Source organism: Dactylosporangium sp. CA-233914 (assembly GCF_050942935.1).
In the GTDB taxonomy this organism is placed as follows: Bacteria; Actinomycetota; Actinomycetes; order Mycobacteriales; family Micromonosporaceae; genus Dactylosporangium.
Map to the genome: position 1 here is coordinate 9,922,423 of NZ_CP192030.1, position 19,418 is coordinate 9,941,840.

Sequence of the window (19,418 nt, forward strand, 5' to 3'; positions counted from 1 at the left end):
TCGCACGCCGGCGGATGAACGCGAGGCGCTGGACGCTCCCGGGGCACCGGGATGGGAGGGAGAACGAAGCATGGATGCGGCGATCCTCGGCGTGGCCGACAGCGAACTGGGCAAGCTGGCGCACCTGACCACCTTCGACATCGCCGCGCAGGTCGCCGCCGGGGCCTGTGCTGACGCCGGGGTCGAGCTTGACCAGGTCGACGGCCTGATCACCAACATGCCAATGGTCGGCGGCTCCTCCCGGCCGGCCCCCGCGCTGGCGGAGTACCTCGGCATCCAGACCCGGCTGCGGCACACCGGCACCCCTACCGTCGGCGGCGCCGCCGCGATCGCGGCGGTGGCCGAGGCGGCCCTGCTGGTCGCGGCCGGGCGGTGTACGACGGTACTCATCGCCTTCGCCGACACCCCGCGGACCGGGCAGGATCGGCGCAGCTCCGTCGAGGCGTTCTCCCGGATGCGCCACCCGGAATGGGAGCAGCCCTTCGGGATGCTGAACGTCTCCGCGTACGGGCTGCTCGCCCGGGCGTATCTGGACCGGCACGGGCTGGACGACGATGCGCTGGCGGTGCTACCGCCGGTGCTGCGAGAGCACGCCCGCACCCACCCCGGCGCGGTCTACCGGACCCCGTTGAGCGTGGCGGACGTCGTCGTCTCCCGCCCGGTCGCCACCCCGCTTCGCCTGCTGGAATGCAGCCCGATCTCGGACGGCGGCGCAGCGCTGGTGGTCGGGCGGGCCGGGACCGGCCGACGGGACGTCCGACTGCGGGCCTGGGCAGAGGGCTATCAGTACGACAGTTTCTGCTACGCCGGTGACCTCTCCCGCACCGGCGCGCTCCTCTCCGCACAGCGCTGCCTGGCCGATGCCAAGATGCGGGCGCTCGACGCCGACGTCGCACTGCTCTACGACAGCTACTCCATCACCCTCGCGATCGAGCTTGAGGAGTTGGGCTTCTGCCCGCCGGGCACCGCACCGGACTTCGTGGCCGGTGGCGGAATCGGACTCACCGGCGTGATCCCGGTCAACCCGCACGGCGGGCTCCTGTCGCACGCACACTGCGGCGGCGCCGCGGGCGTACACCACGTCACCGAAGCGGTACGCCAACTCTCCGGCGACGCGGCCAACCAGGTCCGCGGCGCCCGCACGGCCCTGCTGCACGCCGAGGGCGGCATCGTCTCGGCCAACTGCACGGCGGTGCTGGAGGCATGACGGCCGGCCAGCACGGCGACCCGGCCAGACGCACCAGACGCATCGGAGGTAAGCCATGACAGTCACCACCCCGGCCGATCGGTTCGACGTCGGCACACTGCTCACCGAGAACACGTTCCTGATCGGCGGTCGTTGGGTTCCGGCGGTCGAGGGCGGCACGATCGATGTCATCAACCCGGCCACCCGAGAGGTCCTGCTGCGGGTCCCGGCCGGAGGGGCCCGGGATGTCGACGCCGCGGTCGACGCGGCGACGACGGCCTTCCCGGGGTGGCGGGACACCAGCCCCGCGGACCGGGCCGACCTGCTGTCACGGTGGGCCGAGCTGTGCCGCCGGCACGCCGGCGAATTGGACACGCTGGAAGCGATGGAGGTCGGGAGGCCACGGCAGGGTGGCTCCCCGATCCCCCGAACCATCGGGTACATCGCCGGTCTCGCCGACAAGGTGACCGGGGTGACCCTGCCGACGCACAGCCCCGACGTGCTGGGGCTGACCCTCCGCGAGCCGTACGGCGTCTGCGGCAGCATCATCCCCTGGAATATTCCGGGCAAGCTGATGGCCGCCGACGTCGCCCCCGCCATCGCCGCCGGCAACACAGTGGTGGTCAAGCCGGCCGAGGATGCGCCGCTGACCTGCCTCTACCTGGCCAAGCTCGCTGAACTGGCCGGCATCCCGCCGGGCGTGATCAACGTGGTCGTGGGGTACGGCGCCGACGCCGGCGCCGCGCTGCCCGCGCATCCCGGGATCCGCCGGATGAGCTTCACCGGCTCCCCCGAGACCGGTAGCCGGGTGATGGCCGCCTGCGCCCGCAACCTCATCCCACTCCACCTCGAACTGGGCGGCAAATCGCCGCAGATCGTGCTCCGCGACGCCGATCTCGCCTACGCCGTGCCCGCGATCGTACGTAGCCTCACGTTCAACGCCGGCCAGGTCTGCGCGGCCGGCACCCGGCTGCTCGTCGACCGGAAGATCAAACGGGACGTGGTCGCAGCGGTCTGCGATGCGCTGGCCGCGGTGCGCGTCGGACCGTGGTACGAGCCGGTCGACATGGGCCCGCTGATCAGCGCCCGCCAGGAGCAGCGCGTCCTGGAGTACCTGGATATCGGCCGTGCGGAGGGCGCTCGGGTGGTCCGCGGCGGGCACAAGCTCACCGGGGAGATGTTCGACGGCGGCTTCTTCGTCGCGCCGACCGTCTTCGACGAGGTCGAGCCCGGCATGCGCATCGCCCAGGAGGAGATCTTCGGACCGGTGCTGTCGGTGCTGACCTTCGACGACGAGGACGAGGCGCTGAGCATCGCCAACGGCACCCGCTACGGCCTGGTTGCCTCGGTGTGGACGGGAAGCGTGGATCGGGCGATCCGGCTGTCCCGGGCCGTCCAGGCCGGCCAGGTGTACGTCAACACGATGGGCTCGACGGATGTGATCGGCGCGCCGTTCGGCGGGTATCGCCACAGCGGCTTCGGCCGGACCATGTCCGCCGATTCCATCCTGGACTACACACAGACCAAGACCCTGGTGCTGAAGGGCATCGGACAAGGGCTGGCCGGGTAGGACTCGCCCCGCCCGGCTTCGCGAGGAGCCTCCACCGTTTCAGGGACGGCCCAGGAGCGTGTCGGCGACGTGCTGAAGGTGGCTGCGCATAGCGTCGTGGGCGCCGTCGCTGTCGCGGTCGCGCAGCGCATCGACGATGGCGGTGTGCTCGCCGTGGTAGCGGCACCGGCGTTCGGGGGTTGAGGTGCGCCGTTTGAGGCTGCCCCAGACCGGCAGGGTGCGGGCGGTGTTCATGACGTCGAAGAGATTGAGGAGCAGGCCGTTGTGTGCGGCCTGCGCGATGGCGCGGTGCAGGTGCGCGTCCCACCCCTCGAAGTCCTCGAATCCTTCGCTGCGGCCCCCGTGGTCGAGGAAACCGGTCATGCGGTCGAGGTCGGCCTGAGTAGCGACGCGAGCGGCGAGGGCAGCGACCGGGGGCTCAAGCAAGAGGCGGACCTGCATGATCTCGGCCGGGCTGGTGTTGTCGGGCGCGGTGGGATGCAAGACCGCGGCGTCGGTGAGGAAGGTGCCGCGGCCCACCTGCCGAACCACGACGCCCTCGCGTTCGAGGCTCTCCAGGGCCTTGCGGATCGCGCTGCGAGGGGCCGCAAGGCGTTCCACCAGGGCACGCTCGGTTGGCAGTTGGGCGCCCGGGCCGAGCGTGCCGTCCTGCAGTCCGTCGCGCAGCAGGGCGCGCAGGGCTCCGTCGACCGTCGCTGTCACCCGCTCATCCTAACCGGCGAAACCAATCGAGACCAATAGCGCGGATCAAGTCGCGGAGTTACTCCTGGCTGTGGACTTCGCGCCCGCCACGACGTAACGTGGCCGCAACACTTAATGGTCCCGATTGGTTAGGATTGGTTCATGAGGTTTGTGACCTTCTCCGTTGGCAGCGGGCCGCGCGTGGGCGTCGCCGACCCCGAGCGCGGCACCGTGCGTGACGTGACCGCCCTGCTGCCCGGGGGTGCAGGACTGCTCGAGCTGATCGAGGCCTGGGACGACCTGGCGCCCCGCCTGAGCGACGAGGCGGCCGGCCGGCCGGCGTACTCGCTGGACGCCGTGGACCTGCTCGCGCCCATCCCGACACCGCGGCGCAACCTCTTCTGCGTCGGCAAGAACTACCGCGACCACGCGGTCGAGTTCGGCCGCAGTGGCTACGACACGCCCGACCGCTCGGAGGCCCTGCCCGACAAGCCGATTCTGTTCAGCAAGGCGACCACCTCGGTCACCGGCCCCGGCGGGCGGATCGACCCCCACACCGGCGTCACGCGTGAGCTGGACTACGAGGGCGAGCTGGCGGTGATCATCGGTCGCGGCGGACGGGGCATCGCTCGCGACCGCGCCCACGAGCACGTGTGGGGCTACACGATCGTCAATGACGTCACCGCTCGGGACCTTCAGCGCGATCACAAGCAGTGGCTGCTGGGCAAGTCGCTGGACACCCACTGCCCGATGGGCCCATACGCCGTGACCGCGGACGAGATCGCCGACGTGACCACGCTGCAGGTGCAGACCACCGTCAACGGCGAAGTGCGGCAGAGCGCCAGCGTGAAGGACCTGATCTTCGACATCCCGGAGCTGATCGCCACCCTCTCCGCCGGCATCACCCTGCTGCCCGGCGACCTGATCGCCACCGGGACGCCCGCCGGGGTCGGGATCGGCTTCGACCCGCCCAGATTCCTCAGCATCGGCGACGTCGTCACCGTGTCGATCACCGGCCTGGGCACCCTGACCAACCGCGTCGGCTGACCCCGAGGAGCACATGCGCATGAACGTCAACGGCAAGGAACTGGCCGTCGAGACCGACGGCGAAGGCCCCGCAGTCCTCATGATCCACGGCCTGGGCGGCACCTCCAACGTCTACCAGGTGCAGGCCGACGCCCTCGCCGCACGCTTCCAGGTCATCCGGGTCGACTCCGCCGGGGCGGGACGCTCCCCGCTGGCCGACGACATCAGCATCGACGGTCACGCGGAGGACCTGGCCGCCACGCTGGACACGCTCGGCGTGACGAGCGCCGCCGTGGTCGCGCACTCCATGGGCACGCTCGTCGCCCGGGCCCTGGCCGCCCGCCACCCCGACCGGGTCAGCTCCCTGGCACTGCTCGGCGCCGTGGCAGTCCCCACCGAAGCCGTCCGCCAGGCCCAGCGCGACCGCGCCACCGTGCTGCGCACGCACGGCACCGCCGCCGTGGCCCCCGGGGTCGTGGCCAACGCCCTGTCCGCCACCACCCGCCAGGGAAAACCCGAGGTCGCCGCCTTCGTCCGCGAATTGGTCATGCGTCAGAACCCCGAGGGTTACGCCCGAAACTGCGAAGCCCTGGCCGGCGCCACCGACCCCGGCCCGATCGACCCCGCCCTCCCGCTGCTGCTGATCACCGGCGAGGACGACAAGGTGGGGCCGCCCCAGGTCAGCCGGTCCCTGGCCGACGCCCACGGCAGCGCAACCGTCGCGATCCTCCCCGGCGTCGGGCACTGGACCGCCCTGGAAGCCGCGGCGGATGTCACCGCCCACCTGCTCAAGTTCCTGTGACCCCAGCACTGTCCCGGCCCCGCCCACCGGAGCCGCCTTCACCGGCGAGGAGCCCGTCATGCCCGTCCCCACCTACACCACACTCTTCCGCAACGTCAGCATCCTCGACTCCACCGGCGCCGAACCGTACCCCGGCGATGTCCTGATCGAGAACGACCGCATCGCCGTCGTCGGCCAGGTCGACCCGGCCCGTGCCGCCGGCGCCCGCGTGATCGACGGACGTGGCCGCACCCTGATGTCCGGTCTGTGTGACGCGCACACCCACTTCAGCTGGAACAACAGTGCCGACCTGGACGGCCTGGGCACCATGCCGGTCGAGGAGCACCTGCTGTTCTGCCTGGAGTCCGCCCGCACCTACCTCGACTCCGGATACACCATGTGCCTGGGCGCCGCCTCGGCCAAGGAGCGCCTCGACGTGGTGTGCCGCGACGCCATCAACGCCGGCCGCTTCCCCGGACCACGCTATCTCGCCAACGGCCCCGAGATCTCGGTCACCGGCGGTGCCCTGGTCAAGTCCATCACCAAATTCGCCGACGGTCCCGAAGGCATGCGCAAGGCCGTCCGCGAACTGATCGACCTCGGCGTCGACCAGATCAAGCTGTCCATGACCGGCGAGGAGATCACCGGCACCCAGCGCGCCGAGGACACCTACTTCTCCGACGAGGAGGTCGCCGCCGCGGTCGCCGAGGCCCACCGCCGCGGCAAGCGCGTGTGCGCCCACGCCCGTAGCGCGGAAAGCGTCAAGATGTGCGTGCGCCACGGCGTCGACATCATCTACCACGCCAGCTTCACCGACGCGGAGGGCATGGACCTGCTCGAAGCCAACAAGGACTGGGTATTCGTCGCCCCCGGCATCAACTGGCTCATCGCCACCCTCTACGAGGCCGCCTCCTTCGGCTTCCCGCAGGAAGCCGCCGAGGCCATGGGCTACAAGCGTGAACTGGAGATCGCCACCGAAGGCCTGCGCGAGATGCACCGCCGCGGCATCCGCATCCTGCCCGGCGGTGACTACGGGTTCGCCTGGACCCCGCACGGCACCTACGCCCGCGACCTGCAGCACTTCGTCGAGCGGCTCGGCTTCACCCCGATGGAGGCGATCCTGTCCGCCACCGCCCTCGGCGGCGAGATCATGCTCCGCCCGAACGAGCTCGGCAAAGTCCAGCCCGGCTACCTCGCGGACCTCATCCTGGTCGACGGCGATCCCCTCGCCGACATCACCGTCCTGCAGGACCACACCAGGCTGAACTATGTCATGAAGGACGGACGGTTCCACAAGGAAGAACAGAACCCAGCCGCCTGAGGGGAGCGGTCGCACGCCGCCACGGCTAACCCCCGCCGGCCGTCGAATGTCGTGTCGCGGCGGCGAGTTCCGCGCGGGCGCCGGCGGAGAGCGCGGAAAAGTCGTTCAGAACCGCCGACAGTGGCATGGCGGCATGGTGCTCGACGAGGGCGTCGGGCGAGACGTGGGGCAGGTGTTGCCGGAGGATCGTGGCGATCCTGGCCCAGGTGGCGTCGTCGCCGGCGAGCGCCTCGATCGGAGAGTCGAGCGTGAGCTCGGGCGGTCGCCGGCGCACCGGGTAGGTCCAGCGGTGCTCCCCCGGACCGACCCGCTGCACGTCTTCGGTCGGGTGCAGCGGGAGCTCGACGGTCGCGGTCGTCTCCGGGGGGACGACCGTTGCCAGCTCCATCGTGCCGTCTGCGTGGTGCCATTCGACCTTCAGCCGTCCGAACGACGTGTCGTGCGCGGCCTTCGCGTAGGTGAGGCCGCCCCCGGGCTGGGGCGCGATGCGTACGGTGCGGTAGCCGGGGCTCGTCGGTTCGATGCCTGCCACGACAGTGTGCAGCCAGTGTGCGATGGCGCCAAGAGCATAGTGGTTGAGCGACGTCATACCGGAGGGGTTGACGGTGCCGTCGGGAAGCATCGCGTCCCACCGCTCCCAGATCGTCGTCGCGCCTCGCGTGACGGGATAGAGAAACGACGGCGCCTCTCGCTGCAGCAGCAGTGCATAGGCGGCATCCGTGTGCCCCGTGCGGGTGAGCGCGGGAGCGACGTGCGGTGTGCCGGCGAATCCGGTGGAGATCCGGCCCCCGTTGCGACGCACGATGTCCGCCAGCCGCCGGCCGGCGGTGGGCAGTTGACCCGGGTCCAGAAGGTGGAACTGGATCGCGAGGGCGTACGCGGTCGCGCTCTCGTTGGTGATCCGGCCGTTGGGGGTCACATATTCGGCGCGAAAGGCCGCACGAACCCGCTCGGCGAGCGCGGCGAAGTGCTGCGCGTCGCGTGAGTGACCCAGGGCCTGGGCGGTGGCCGCCATCTCCCGTGCGACCTTTGCGAAGTACGCCGAGGCGACGAGCTGCGGATCGGTCCTTCCCTGCCGCGGACTGCTCAGCGGGGCGGCGGGATCGAGCCAGTCGCCGAACTGGAAGCCCGAGCTCCACAGGCCGCGTTCGTCGAGGAGCGCCTCCACGCTGCGGCTGAACGCCACCATGGACTCGTAGCACCGGGACAGGATCTCGATGTCGCCGTACTCCCAGTACAAGGCCCAGGGAAGGCTTACCGCGACATCGCTCCACAGTGCTGTCGGAGCACGGTAGCTGTGCTGCACGTCGGGGACCACGTACGGGACGAAGCCCAGGTCGTGCTGCTCGAGGGCCAGGTCGGTGAGCCAGGACCGCAGGACGTCGCAGACGTCGTAGAGGTAGGCTGCGGTGGGCGCGAACGCGTTGATGTCGCCGGTCCAGCCGAGTCTCTCGTCGCGCTGAGGGCAGTCGGTCGGCAGCCCGACGAAGTTGTCGCGCATCGACCACACCACGTTCTCGTGCAGGCGGTTCACGAGTTCGTCCGAGGTCTGCAACCACCCGGTTCGCCGCATGTCGGTGTGGACGACCACGGCGCGCACATCGTCGCTCGAGAGGGCGTGCGGAAGGCCCTCGATCTCGGCGTAGCGGAACCCGTGGTAGGTGAACCGCGGCTCGAACTCCTCGGTCCCGGAGCCGGCCAGCAGATAGCGATCCGTGGCCTGCGCCGTGCGCAAGGTGGTGTAGTCCGGCACCCCGTCGACGAGGACCTCCGCGTGCCGGAGGGTGACGACCTGTCCGCGCGGTCCGGTGAGCCGGAGGCGGACCCAGCCGGAGATGTTCTGTCCGAAGTCGACGATCGTCGTCGCCCGCCGCGAGGGCCGGATGTCCAGCGGCGCGAGTTCCTCGATGCGCCGGATCGCGGGAGCGACCGGGTCCGAAAGCGTGGCCGGATCCCACTCGATCGCCTCCACCTGGCCCCAGGCACCATCGTCGAACCCGGGCTCGTTCCACCCGGCGGGTTCGAGACGGGCGTCGATGGTGACTCCGTCGTAAATACTGTTCGCCCGCACCGATCCCTCGCCCGCCCGGAACCGCCCGTCGGTGACGACGACGTCGCGGCGGTCGGGGTAGCACAGCTCGATCACCGCGAAGAGCCCGACCCGGTCGGCGAACTGGCGCCGCCGGGCGATCGCCTCGTAGCCCAGCCGCCCGGTTGCCCAGCCCTCTGCGACGATCGCGCCGAAGGCGTTCGCGCCCCGGCGCACGAGGGCGCTGATGTCGTGGCGGCGGGTCAGCAGGCGGTGGCGATACGACGTCCATCCTGGCTCGAGCACCTCGTCACCGACGCGTGCGCCGTTCAGATAGGGCTCCACGACGCCGAGCGCGGTGACCCACAGCGTCGCCGACTCGATGTCCCGCGCCACCTCGAACTCGCGCCGGAAGTAGACCGCCGGATCCCCGTCCTCGCTCGTCGGCCGGGCACACGCGCCGATGAATACCGCGCCGCGGTCCCGATAGCCGGCGTTCATGGGCGCGTCCTGCCCACGGCGACGCCACCCAGCCATGCGGCCGAGGGGCGCGGTTTGCGTTCGAACGTATGCCGGTCCACCTCGACGAGGCCGAAGGTCACGTCGTAGCCGGAGAACCACTCGAACTCGTCCAGCAGCGTCCAGTGCAAGTAGCCGCGCACGTCGAGGCCCTCGGCCACCGCCGCGGCGAGGTGCTCCAGCGCCCGGCCGGTGTGCTGCAGCCGCAGCGAGTCGTCGAAGGTACACACGCCGTGCTCGGTGATCACAACCGGGCGCCGCGAGACGGACGCCGCGTACCGCGCGGCATTGGCGAGCGACTGCGGATAGAGCTCCCAGCCGAGATCGTCCACCGGGGCACCGGGTGCCGGCCGCTCGACGCCGTCGGCGCCGACGAGGCGCCGCGTGTAGTTCTGTACCCCGACGAAGTCATCGTCGCGGCTGACCTCGAGCCAGGCCGTGACCGCCTGGTCCCGCACCGCTGCGGCGCGATCCTCGAAGCCGGGCACGGCCTGGTAGTCCACGCACGCCAGCGACCAGCCCACCGGAGCGTCGACGTGCGACTTGATCGCCTCGACGGCACGCCGATGCGCCTCGGCGTACCGGCCCAGCTGGTCGCCCTCCCACAGCATCATCGGCTTGAACGAGCCGGTGGCGGCCGGATGCCGGCGACTGGCGTGCTCCAGCGCCCGGCCGAGGTCGCCGACCGCCGATCCGCCCACGCCACCGCCGCCGACCGCGGCTACGGTCGCGACATTGGGTTCGTTGAGCGTGATGGCCCAGTCGATCTCGCCCGCCAGGTGGGCCGCCGCCACGTTCACGTACCGCTGGAAGCGCTCGACGGCGTGGGGGTTCGTCCAGCCGCCCTCGGCGGCGAACCACAGCGGCGTCGTCCAGTGGTTGAAGGTGACGACGGTGCGCAGGCCGGCGTCGCGGCACGCGGCGGCCAGCCGCCGGTAGTGATCCAGCTGGGCCCGTGAGAACTCGCCGGGAACCGGTTCGACGCGCGACCATTCGACGCTGAACCGCAGGGCCTGCAACCCCAGTCCCGCAGCCATCGCCACGTCCTCCGGCCACCGGTTGTAGAAATCCACCGCATCCCCGCTGCGATGCCTGAACACGGTGTCGGGCACGTGTTCGAGCGCCCAGGAGTCACTCGCGACGTTGCCGCCCTCGATCTGGTGGCCGGCCGTGGCCGCACCGACGAAAAAACCCGGCGGGAAGGCGTCGCGCACTGTCAGCGACGATCCGCCCGCATCTCCCGCGACTTCGGGCCGGCCGCCGGCCACTTCAGCATCGGTGCTCATCGCGACCTATCCCCTTCCGCCCGAGCCGAACGACATTGCCACGCAACCCGCATCACCGAGCCTCACCCCTTGATCGCGCCGGCCGACAGACCGGACACGACGCGCCGTTGGACAAACAGATACGCCAGCACGAGCGGAATGCTCGTCAGCACGACATGCGCGAAGATGACGTTCCAGCGCAGCACCGGCTGGTCCGCCGATGCCGACGCGAAGTGGTACAGCGCCAGCGGCAGCGTCGCCCGATCCGAACCCTGCAGCAGGAACCCCGCGAAGAAGAACTCGTTCCAGGTGGAAATGATCAGGATCACCGAGCCGACCAGCAGCACCGGAACGGCGAGCGGGAAGATGATCCGGATGAAGATCTGCAGCCGCCCGGCGCCGTCGATGGATGCCGAATCCTCGAGGTCCCGGGGCACCGATTTGATGAAACCGGTGGCCAGGAACACGACGTTGCCCATGCGGGTCCCCGCCATCACCAGGAAGTAACCGAATCTGGTGCCGTCGATCCCGAGGGTCTGCAGTTCGTAGATCGTCGGGAGGATGGCGGCCGGCAGCACGATGGACAGGACCGTGATGTTGTACGCGACCCGCGCCGTCATCGAACGCGACCGCGCATAGGCCCACGCGGCCATCGCACCGAGCACGACGATGACGGCGATCGTGGGCACGACGACTGTCAGGCTGTTGACGAGAGCCTTTCCGAAGTGGCCCTCATTGATGACGAAGGAGTAGTTGGCCCCCAGTGCCCACTTCTTCGGCAGTTCCAGCCCCAGCAACGCCGCCTCTTCCAGCGGCTTCGCCGAGTTCACCAGGAGCATCCACAGCGGTAGCACAACCCAGAGCAGGGCGATCAGGCTGAGCACGGCCACGCGCGCGCCGGCCCGCCGGCGTCCCGAAGGACCCTTGCTCATGCCTCGACCTCCCGGCGTCGCAGGTACGCGATCAGCGGCAGCCCGAGCACGATGACCAGCACCGTCACGACCAGGCTCAGCGAGCTCGCCATGCCGAAGAAGCCGCTGCCGTACTGGTTGAACATGGCGATGTTGAGCACCGTGGTCGCGGTCCCCGGACCGCCGCGCGTCGTCGCCGCGACGAGGTCGAAGGCGTTGATGGCCCCGAGCATCGTGACGACCACGGTGAAGGTGAACGCGGGCGCCAGGAGCCGGAACCGAATCCGCCAGAATCGCTGCCAGGCGTTCGCGCCGTCGACCGTCGCCGCCTCGGTGAGCGACTCCGGGATGTTGTTGAGTCCGGCGATGTACACCAGCGTGATGAGGCCGCTCCACTTCCACGCGTCGACGAATGCCAGGCTGATCAGCGCACTGGTCGCATGCCCCAGCCAGGCGTAGTCGAACCCGTCGGCGAACAGCGAGATGAACTTGTTCAGCGGCCCGCGCGGCGCGAGGATGGCGCCCCAGATGTAGCCGGCGGCCACCGGGGCGATCAGCACCGGAAGGAAGAACAGGGATCGGAAGAACCCGTTCGTCCGGTTCGAGCGCTGCAACACCAGCGCCATGGACAGGCTGAACACGTTCTGGATGAGCATGGCCGCCACCGCGTACAGCAACGTGACCTTCACGGCCGGCCACAGGATGTCCTGGGCGATGAGACCCCGGAAGTTCTCCAGTCCGTTGAAGGAGATGACGTCCGAATATCCACTCCAGTCGGTGAATGCGAAGCGAAGGTTGAGCAGGAACGGCACGGTGAAGAATCCCGCCACCAGGGCGAAGGCCGGAACAATGAACGGCCACCACCCGACCTGTCGAATCTTGCGGTGGTGCGCACGCCGGCGGGCCGGAACGGACTCGGTTCCGCCCGCCGCCAGCGTGGTGTCGCTGGTCGTGTAGGCCATCGTGGGCTTCCTCGCAGTCGTCTACCAGCCGGTCAGCTTTGCCGATTTCGCCCCTTGCTCCAAGGCTTTCTGGGCGAGCTGACCGGTCTGGGCGGGCGTGTACTGCCCGCTGAGAAGGCCGCTCATCAAGGTCGGGAACTGGGCGCTGAAGCCGACCAGATTGGCGTTGACGGCGAGGGCTTTGTCGCTCGCGTAGGCCCTCGCGAAGTCCTCTTCGATCCCGGTCGGCGTCGCGGCCTGGGCGCCGGACAATGCCGGGAACCGTTTCGTCTCGGTCAGATAGTTCTGGTACCCGTCCGTGGTGATCCACTGGATGAACGCCAGCGCGGTGCTCTCCCGATCGGCGTTACCCGTCTTCGGCACGTACCACGTGCCGTTGAAGGACGGCGACCAGGCGGACGTCGTGCTGTTCGCCGACGGCGACGCCCAGCCGATCGCGGCGCTGGTCTTGGCGATGTCGCCGCCGTACACGGCGGTCAGCGAAGGAAGCGAGCTCGTGGACTGCGGCAGGAACGCCGCCGCGCCGTCCGCGAGCGCCTTGAAGGACGGCTCGGACTTGGCCGTGGTCGCGTCAGTGTTGAAGCAGCCCATCGACTGCAGCTTCTTGTACTGGGTGAGCGCGGCGACGAACGGACCCGCGGGGTCGTCGAGGGTCGCCTTCTTGGCGAGGATCTCTCCGGAGTAGTTGCGGTCCTTCTCGGCGCCGGCGAGGTTCATGAGGATCTGGATCTGCGTCGGCCACTGCGACCCGCCGGCCTCGTAGATCGGCGCCACGCCGGGCGCCTTCTGCTTCAGGGTGGCGCAGATCTGCTCCAGGTCCGCGAAGGTCTTGGGAGCGCTGAGACCGGCTTCGGCCAGCACCTTCTTGTTGTAGTACATCCCGAACAGCCCTGGACCGACGGTGATCGCGGCGTAGATCTTGCTGTCGAGCGAGCCCGCGGTCTTGTACAACGCCCCGGAGCGTTTGACGTAGGGCATGTTCGACATCTCGATGATGTTCTTGGCCGGGTTGAGCGCCCAGAACAACGATGTGGCGTGGTACTCCAGCAGGTCCGGGCGGTCGCCGCTGGCCCACCTGGTCTGCACCTGATTCTCGAGACCGTCCGCGGTGATCTCGACGAGGTTCACCTTGACGCCGAACGCCTTCTCAAAGTTCTTGTATGCGTTGCGGACGTACGCCTGGTCGGCGGTGCTGGTCCAGACGGTCAGCTCCTTCGCCTTGACCTTGGCCGTCCCGTCGGCCGCCACCGCACCGTCCCCACCGCCGGCCTTGTTGTGCGCCGAGCAGGCCGTAAGGGCGAGGCCGACGGCGGTCAGAACGGCTGCCGCACGCGTGAAACGTTTCATCGCGTCTCCCTGGTCGTTGCTGATCCCGGTCATGGGTAGCCACGAGCCGCGTAGACAGCGATCACCACGCCAGTGCGCGATCCACCGCAGCAACTCGTGGCGGCGAGTGCTACGTGCCACGCAAACCTTACGTAATCGCTTGCGTGGAGTGGAACGTATCACCGTCCCGCGAGCGACGTCAACGATCGGCCAACCAGCAAAACTCAGGTGCGTGACGCAGTTGCCGGGTCAATCGGACCTTGTGGCAAGCTTTGCGTAACCGCTTGCGCGGATGGCCGCCCGGCGCTCTGCGGGCCGGCGGTGCCAACCATGAGACGGGAGCTGCGGATGACTCGGGACGAACCCGCCACCATGCAGGACCTCGCCCGCATGGCCGGCGTATCGGTAGCATCCGTGTCCCGCGCGCTGAGCGGGAAGCCCGGAGTGTCGGCCGCCACCCGATCCACCATCGCACGACTCGCTCGCGAGCACAGCTACACCGGCAACCAGCCGGCGCGGGCGCTGTCGACCGGCCAGACCGGGCGCATCGCGGTGACGTTGCCGCGCATCGAGGCCGAGTACTTCGCGCGGATCCTGGCCGGCGCCGCGCAGGTGATCCACGATGCCGGGCTGAGCCTGGTCCTGGAGACCACCCAGCACGAGCGAGACCGGCAAAGCGATGCCATACAGGGGTTCATGAGGATGGGGGTCGACGGCGCACTCATTCTGCTCCCGGCGGAGTCGAACCGGGAGATATCCGCCCTCTACGACAGCGGCTTCAAGTTCGTGATCATCGACCCCATCGACCAGGTGACGGCTCCCATGCCCTGGGTCACCGCCACCCATGCCCTGGGTGCTCGTCACGCAGTCGAGCATCTGCTGGAGCTGGGCCACCGCCGGATCGCGATGATCACGGGTGAGTCCGGTTTCTTCAGCACCAAGGAGCGGCTGCACGGTGCTCGAGAAGCACTCGAACAAGCCGGGATAGATCTCGACCCCAGCCTCGTTCGCGTGAGCGGATACACCGAATCGGCCGGGGGGTACGAGGCGACGCTGGACCTCCTACGCCGCCCGGACCCGCCCACCGCCATCTTCGCGTTCAACGATCGGCTTGCGTTCGGGACCCTGCAAGCCGCTCACGCCCTGAAGGTTCCGGTGCCGGACGGCCTGTCGATCGTCGGTTTCGACGACGTCGACGCCGCCAAGCTGGTCTCCCCCGGCCTCACGACCGTACGCCAGCCGCTCTCGACGATGGGGTCGACAGCGGCAACGATGCTCATGCAGCTGATCAACGGCCAGAATCCACTCGGCATGCATATTCAGTTGGCAACCGAACTCGTCGTGCGCCAATCCTCCGGCGCACCCGCTGCGGCAGGGCGCTGAACCTTGCTTCCCGGCTCGGGGACTGTCAAGCGAAGACGGAACGACGGCGGTTCATGATGCCGTCGAGTACGGGGCAGGCGAGGTCGGGCTTGCCGGCCGGCGAGTGCTGGTATCCCTGCGCCACGGCGCCGGTCAGAGCTCGCCGCCACTGTGCGGCTCGCGACCGCCCGGCCCGTCGATGCCGAGGCCGAAGGCGGGAAACGGGTCGGGCGAAGGCGCGTCAGGGGCGACGGTGACCCGGCCGGACCGGGCATGGCTGACGGCTCCCGCCAGGCCGGCCAGGCCGAGGACGGTGAAGAGCCCGCCGCAGACAGCCTTGCCGGCGAGTGTCCCGGCGCCCCAACCGGCGACCGGCACCACCCCGAGCAGTATCAGCGCGCCGACGGTGCTCAGGCCGGCGCACAGCACCGCCGCCACGACGGCACCCGCACGCTCGGCCGGTGTCATGGCCCGTGTCGTCCACCGTTGCATACATCGAAGGTACGCCGCTGATTTAGGATTGGGCCAGGCCCGGCTCGATGATCGTGCCGCCGGCCGGAGTGCGGGAAGGGGTCGGCGGCGTGATGATGGCCCTGGCGACCCCCGTGGTCGTCGTGCTCTTCGGGGCGTTGCTGAGGGCGGTCGTCCGCAACGCGCTCGGAGCGCCCGTCGGCTGGCCCCGCATCCTGGTCGTCGCCGTAGCGGTCTTCCTGGGCGGCTCGCCCTTGACGACCCGGGTCGCCGAGTCGGCAGGGCTGGGCGATGCGGACGGCACCCTCGCCGTGTCGTGGGCGGTCGCAACGGCGTTCGTCCTGCTCGCGTTCGGCTGGGCTTTCGCGCTCGGCGTCGCGGCGCTGGTGGCGTCCGAGGCGCTCTGGCCGACCGGAACCGTCCGGAACCCGGTCCGGTGGGCACGTGACGCCGTCCGTGCTCGCCGCCGGGTCCGGCGCTACCTCAGGATCATGCGCATCCTGTCCTCGTACGGGCTCGCACGATTCATCAGGGGCGGGCGGGACAACCCGGGCACGCACGCCCACTCGGCCCATGCGCTGGTCGGTGCCATCAACGAGGCCGGCGTCACGTTCATCAAGCTGGGCCAGATGCTCTCGACGCGCCGTGACCTGCTGCCGCTGCCCTACGTCACGGCGTTGAGCAGCCTGCAGAGCAGCGCGAAGCCGGAGCCGGCGGGCACCGTCGAGCACGTCCTGGAGGCCGAGCTGGGCGGAGCCCTGAGTGAGCACTTCGCCGACTTCGACCCGGAGCCCTTCGCCGCGGCCTCGGTCGCGCAGGTGCATCACGCGCGCCTGGTCGACGGCACCGCGGTCGTCGTGAAAGTACAGCGTCCCGCAGCTCGCGACAGCGTGCGGGTCGACAGCGACATCCTGCTGCGGCTGGCCCGCACCGTCGAGGTGCGCGCCGACTGGGCCCGGCAGATGGGCCTGTCCCACCTCGCCGCCGGGTTCGCCGAGTCGCTGCGCCAGGAGCTGGACTACCGCGTCGAGGCCACCAACCTCCGCATGGTCGCCGCGTCACTGGCCGGCAACCCAGCGGTCGTCGTGCCCAGCGTGTACGAGCACGTCAGCACCTCGCGGGTGATGGTGCTGAGCCGGCTCGACGGCCGCCCGCTGACCGACCCGGACAGCGGGCTCCAATCCCTCGACGCCGAGGCCCGCTCCGCGCTGGCGCAGACCCTGTTCCGCATCGTCCTCGACGGCGTTCTCGTCCACGGCGTGTTCCACGCGGACCTCCACCCCGGCAACGTGCTGCTGCTGCGCGACGGCCGCATCGGACTGCTCGACTTCGGCTCCGTGGGGGTGCTGGACGCGGAGACGAGGCAGCTGCTCGCGACCCTGCTCTACGCGGTGGGCATCGACGACAACGTGGCGGCGACCGATGCGCTGCTGATGGTCATGGGCTCACCCACCGACACCGACGTCACGACGCTGCGGCGCGAAATCGGGCAGGTCATCACGACACTGCGCTACCGGACCGACGCGGGTGCCGACCTGTTCGCCGACCTCTTCGACGTCATCCGCCGCCACGCCCTGACCCTCCCGCCCCAGGTCGCCGCCGCGCTGCGCACGATCGCCTCCGTGGAGGAGTCGCTCGTCGCGGTCGACCCGAGCTTCTCGCTGATCGCAGCGGCGCAGCACGCGGCCGCCGACATCACCGCCCGGATGCTCGCCCCGCAGCGCATCGCCGACCTCGCCAAGGCGCGAGGCTCCGTCTTCGCCGCCTCGCTGCACCGGCTCCCGTCACGCGTCGAGCGGACCACGGCCGCGCTGGCCGAAGGGACGTTCGCGGTGCGGGTACGTCCGGTGGCGGACCCCGACGACCGCAGGTGGATCCGTGGCCGGCTCAACGACGTCGTCGCCTCCGTCGTCGCCGTCGGCGCGATCCTCGCCGCCGTGCTGCTGATCGTCGCCGACAACGGGCCCTTCGTCACCCCGCAGACGCGCCTCAACACCCTGCTCGGCTTCGGCCTGGCGCTGTTCGGGTTCGTCCTCGGGCTGCGCTCGGTCCTCAAGGTCTTCACCCAGAACGATCGCCACAGCCGGCCCTGAACACCGTCCCCTCGGATCACGCCGGCGCCGGAGGCAAGGGTAAACCCTCGGTCACGATGTCCGTCTTGTGACGGCGTGATCGGTGCGAAGGCGGGACCATACCACCCGTGACCATGCGCCTGTACGACCGCAGCAGCCGGGCCCTCGCCTACGCCGACCTCGACCCCGTCCTGCGCCAGGCCGTCGAGCACCACGCCGAGGAGCGGCTGCTCGGTGCCGTCGCCCCGGTGGCCTGCGTCGAGGTGCGATCAGTCAGCCTCAAGCGACGCGGGCTGTTCGGCCGCGGCGAGCGCGAGCACCGCACCATCGGGCTGCTGCTGCCGCACGCCCTGATCGTGCTCACCTCCGGCGCCGAGCGCGGCATCGTCGTGAAGTCCACCCGCCTGGCCGACATCGCCGCGATCCGGCGCGACGACCCGCAGCTCGTCATCGACACCGGGGTCAGCGTCGAGGCGCGGTGGGACGGCGGCCGCGCCGTGTCCTGGTACCTCGCGCTCGGCGACGACCCGGCGGGCCGGACGTTCCACGAGACGCTGCACGGCGCGGTGGTGGCGGCGCGCCAGCGCGGCTGACGCGCCGCCCCGGGACGTCCACATAGGAGCCGTCGGCGCCCGGCTCGTCGTGCGCTCCGTCGAATACCGGGCGGACGATCTTGCGCGCCGGAACTACGCTGCGGTGTCGTGAACGACGCCTATCGCGAACAGGTTGCGGGCATCATCGCCGACCGGGAAGCGGCCACGCCGTGCCCGCCCCCGAGCGCGTCGAATCTGACGATCGCCAACCGTCGCCTCCCAGTGTCTGTCGGCGACCTCCTGCCGGCTGAGGTCGAGCAGTTGCGCTTCGTCTGGCAAGGACTGGACCTCGACGACGTCCTGTCCGACGAGGAGAACGAGGTCGAGGCGGCCGAGGTCGTCGACGCCGCCGGAACGGTGCGCTACCGGTTGTACGGCTGGAACTACGGCGCCGGCTACCTCTTCCCGCCCGAGGGGACGACCCCCGTCGCCGCCGGCGCTCAGCACGACATGGAGCACTGGAGCCTCGCCCAGCGTGACTTGTTCGCCGCGATGGACCGCGCCCTGAAGGTCGGCGGCCACGGCTTCGCCCAGCCGCTGAACTTCTGCTGGAGCAACGATGCCTGCTGGGAGGGCCTGGAACGTTAGGCCCGGCTCCCGACTCCCGACGCCACGTCGCCGTGGTTCCACGAGTACGCGTGGCGGACAGCATCCTCAACCGCGGTTGCGTTCGACTCGGCCCAGGTCACCGGTGAGGCCGAGCTGGGCGAGCGCGCCCTGCGCGTGGGCGGCAGCCTCGGCGCGGTCGGGAGCGGGGCGCAGCCCGAGCAGGCGCTGCCGGTGCGGCTCGCCCAGCAGCAGCGTGAACAGCGCCTGGGCCTGTTCGGGGTCGGGCTCGGGGAGCCGTTCGTTCAGCGCCGTGACGTAGGCCTGGGGCCCGTCTCGATAGAAGCGCTTCGCCAGGTCCGGAAAGCTATGGGCTTCGATGATCATCAACCGGTGCAGCCCGATCGCCTCATCGGAATGCAGCGCAAAGACGATCTTCGCAGCGAGCCCGGCGAGCGAGTCCTCCTCGGCAGGAAGGCCGGTCGTGCGGTCCCGTAGCCGTTCGACCGCGGCGAGAAAGATCTCGGTGCGGTCGCCGAAGTAGCCGTAGATCGTGCGCTTGGCCACATGCGCCTCGGCGACGATGTCATCGAGCGTGACCTGACTGAACCCGCCGGCGACCAACAGGCGAACCGCCGCATCCAGGATGTCGTCGCGACGTTGAGCACGCTCAGCCTGGGTCGGGCGCCCTCGCTTGCGCGGCGCGGAAGGAGTCTGGTTCGCCATCGGCGGCCTCCTCGTGATCGACAACCACTCCACGGCGATCCTATAATGAACCGAACTTCGTTTCATTATAG

The 19,418-nt window shown here is 69.8% G+C and carries 17 protein-coding genes; 9 read left to right on the top strand and 8 right to left on the bottom strand.

Annotated features, from left to right (window positions below; all coding sequences use genetic code 11):
* Nucleotides 1-70: 70 nt before the first annotated feature.
* Nucleotides 71-1,207 (top strand): thiolase family protein, encoded by a 1,137-nt coding sequence (locus ACQPY0_RS43885; protein ID WP_432974791.1) that lies wholly within the window; start codon nucleotides 71-73, stop codon nucleotides 1,205-1,207.
* A 55-nt stretch (nucleotides 1,208-1,262) separates the two neighbouring features.
* A complete protein-coding gene (locus tag ACQPY0_RS43890) occupies nucleotides 1,263-2,756 on the top strand; it encodes an aldehyde dehydrogenase family protein (RefSeq protein WP_432974793.1) in 1,494 nt (497 codons plus the stop codon).
* A gap of 39 nt (nucleotides 2,757-2,795) precedes the next feature.
* Here ACQPY0_RS43890 and ACQPY0_RS43895 read toward each other — a convergent pair whose 3' ends face one another.
* Nucleotides 2,796-3,458, bottom strand: a complete 663-nt coding sequence (locus ACQPY0_RS43895; protein ID WP_432974795.1) for a FadR/GntR family transcriptional regulator — start codon at nucleotides 3,456-3,458, stop codon at nucleotides 2,796-2,798.
* Nucleotides 3,459-3,599: 141 nt separating this feature from the next.
* On the opposite strand from ACQPY0_RS43895, the gene ACQPY0_RS43900 reads away from it, so the two are divergent.
* From ACQPY0_RS43900 to ACQPY0_RS43910, 3 genes are read left to right on the top strand one after another with little or no spacing between them, the layout of a single operon-like run.
* Complete coding sequence (locus ACQPY0_RS43900; RefSeq protein WP_432974797.1) at nucleotides 3,600-4,484, top strand: fumarylacetoacetate hydrolase family protein; 885 nt, start codon at nucleotides 3,600-3,602, stop codon at nucleotides 4,482-4,484.
* A 19-nt stretch (nucleotides 4,485-4,503) separates the two neighbouring features.
* Nucleotides 4,504-5,265 carry an alpha/beta fold hydrolase gene (locus ACQPY0_RS43905; RefSeq protein ID WP_432974799.1) on the top strand — a complete coding sequence of 254 codons (762 nt, stop codon included), beginning with the start codon at nucleotides 4,504-4,506 and terminating at the stop codon, nucleotides 5,263-5,265.
* A 58-nt stretch (nucleotides 5,266-5,323) separates the two neighbouring features.
* A complete protein-coding gene (locus tag ACQPY0_RS43910; RefSeq protein ID WP_432974801.1) occupies nucleotides 5,324-6,565 on the top strand; it encodes an amidohydrolase family protein in 1,242 nt (413 codons plus the stop codon).
* Between the two features lie 25 nt (nucleotides 6,566-6,590).
* Here the strand turns inward: ACQPY0_RS43910 and ACQPY0_RS43915 are convergent, their stop codons facing one another.
* From ACQPY0_RS43915 to ACQPY0_RS43935, 5 genes are all read right to left on the bottom strand, one after another.
* A complete protein-coding gene (locus ACQPY0_RS43915) occupies nucleotides 6,591-9,095 on the bottom strand; it encodes a glycoside hydrolase family 78 protein (protein WP_432974803.1) in 2,505 nt (834 codons plus the stop codon).
* Nucleotides 9,092-10,399 (bottom strand): glycoside hydrolase family 1 protein, encoded by a 1,308-nt coding sequence (locus ACQPY0_RS43920; protein ID WP_432974805.1) that lies wholly within the window; start codon nucleotides 10,397-10,399, stop codon nucleotides 9,092-9,094. The genes ACQPY0_RS43915 and ACQPY0_RS43920 overlap by 4 nt, the downstream gene beginning before the upstream one ends.
* A gap of 62 nt (nucleotides 10,400-10,461) precedes the next feature.
* Nucleotides 10,462-11,268 (bottom strand): carbohydrate ABC transporter permease, encoded by an 807-nt coding sequence (locus ACQPY0_RS43925; protein ID WP_432974807.1) that lies wholly within the window; start codon nucleotides 11,266-11,268, stop codon nucleotides 10,462-10,464.
* A 38-nt stretch (nucleotides 11,269-11,306) separates the two neighbouring features.
* Complete coding sequence (locus tag ACQPY0_RS43930) at nucleotides 11,307-12,251, bottom strand: carbohydrate ABC transporter permease (protein WP_432974809.1); 945 nt, start codon at nucleotides 12,249-12,251, stop codon at nucleotides 11,307-11,309.
* Nucleotides 12,252-12,272: 21 nt separating this feature from the next.
* Nucleotides 12,273-13,598: an ABC transporter substrate-binding protein gene (locus ACQPY0_RS43935; RefSeq protein ID WP_432974811.1), complete on the bottom strand. Its 1,326-nt coding sequence runs from the start codon at nucleotides 13,596-13,598 to the stop codon at nucleotides 12,273-12,275.
* Nucleotides 13,599-13,949: 351 nt separating this feature from the next.
* On the opposite strand from ACQPY0_RS43935, the gene ACQPY0_RS43940 reads away from it, so the two are divergent.
* Nucleotides 13,950-14,960: a LacI family DNA-binding transcriptional regulator gene (locus ACQPY0_RS43940; protein ID WP_432974813.1), complete on the top strand. Its 1,011-nt coding sequence runs from the start codon at nucleotides 13,950-13,952 to the stop codon at nucleotides 14,958-14,960.
* A 132-nt stretch (nucleotides 14,961-15,092) separates the two neighbouring features.
* Here the strand turns inward: ACQPY0_RS43940 and ACQPY0_RS43945 are convergent, their stop codons facing one another.
* On the bottom strand, nucleotides 15,093-15,431 hold the full coding sequence (locus ACQPY0_RS43945) for a hypothetical protein (RefSeq protein ID WP_432974815.1): 339 nt from the start codon (nucleotides 15,429-15,431) through the stop codon (nucleotides 15,093-15,095).
* Between the two features lie 47 nt (nucleotides 15,432-15,478).
* On the opposite strand from ACQPY0_RS43945, the gene ACQPY0_RS43950 reads away from it, so the two are divergent.
* From ACQPY0_RS43950 to ACQPY0_RS43960, 3 genes are all read left to right on the top strand, one after another.
* Nucleotides 15,479-17,503: an ABC1 kinase family protein gene (locus ACQPY0_RS43950; protein ID WP_432974817.1), complete on the top strand. Its 2,025-nt coding sequence runs from the start codon at nucleotides 15,479-15,481 to the stop codon at nucleotides 17,501-17,503.
* A 107-nt stretch (nucleotides 17,504-17,610) separates the two neighbouring features.
* Nucleotides 17,611-18,075 (top strand): hypothetical protein, encoded by a 465-nt coding sequence (locus tag ACQPY0_RS43955; RefSeq protein ID WP_432974819.1) that lies wholly within the window; start codon nucleotides 17,611-17,613, stop codon nucleotides 18,073-18,075.
* A gap of 108 nt (nucleotides 18,076-18,183) precedes the next feature.
* Complete coding sequence (locus tag ACQPY0_RS43960; RefSeq protein ID WP_432974821.1) at nucleotides 18,184-18,663, top strand: hypothetical protein; 480 nt, start codon at nucleotides 18,184-18,186, stop codon at nucleotides 18,661-18,663.
* Between the two features lie 66 nt (nucleotides 18,664-18,729).
* On the opposite strand, the gene ACQPY0_RS43965 is transcribed toward ACQPY0_RS43960, so the two are convergent.
* Nucleotides 18,730-19,347: a TetR/AcrR family transcriptional regulator gene (locus ACQPY0_RS43965; RefSeq protein ID WP_432974823.1), complete on the bottom strand. Its 618-nt coding sequence runs from the start codon at nucleotides 19,345-19,347 to the stop codon at nucleotides 18,730-18,732.
* Between the last annotated feature and the right edge of the window lie 71 nt (nucleotides 19,348-19,418).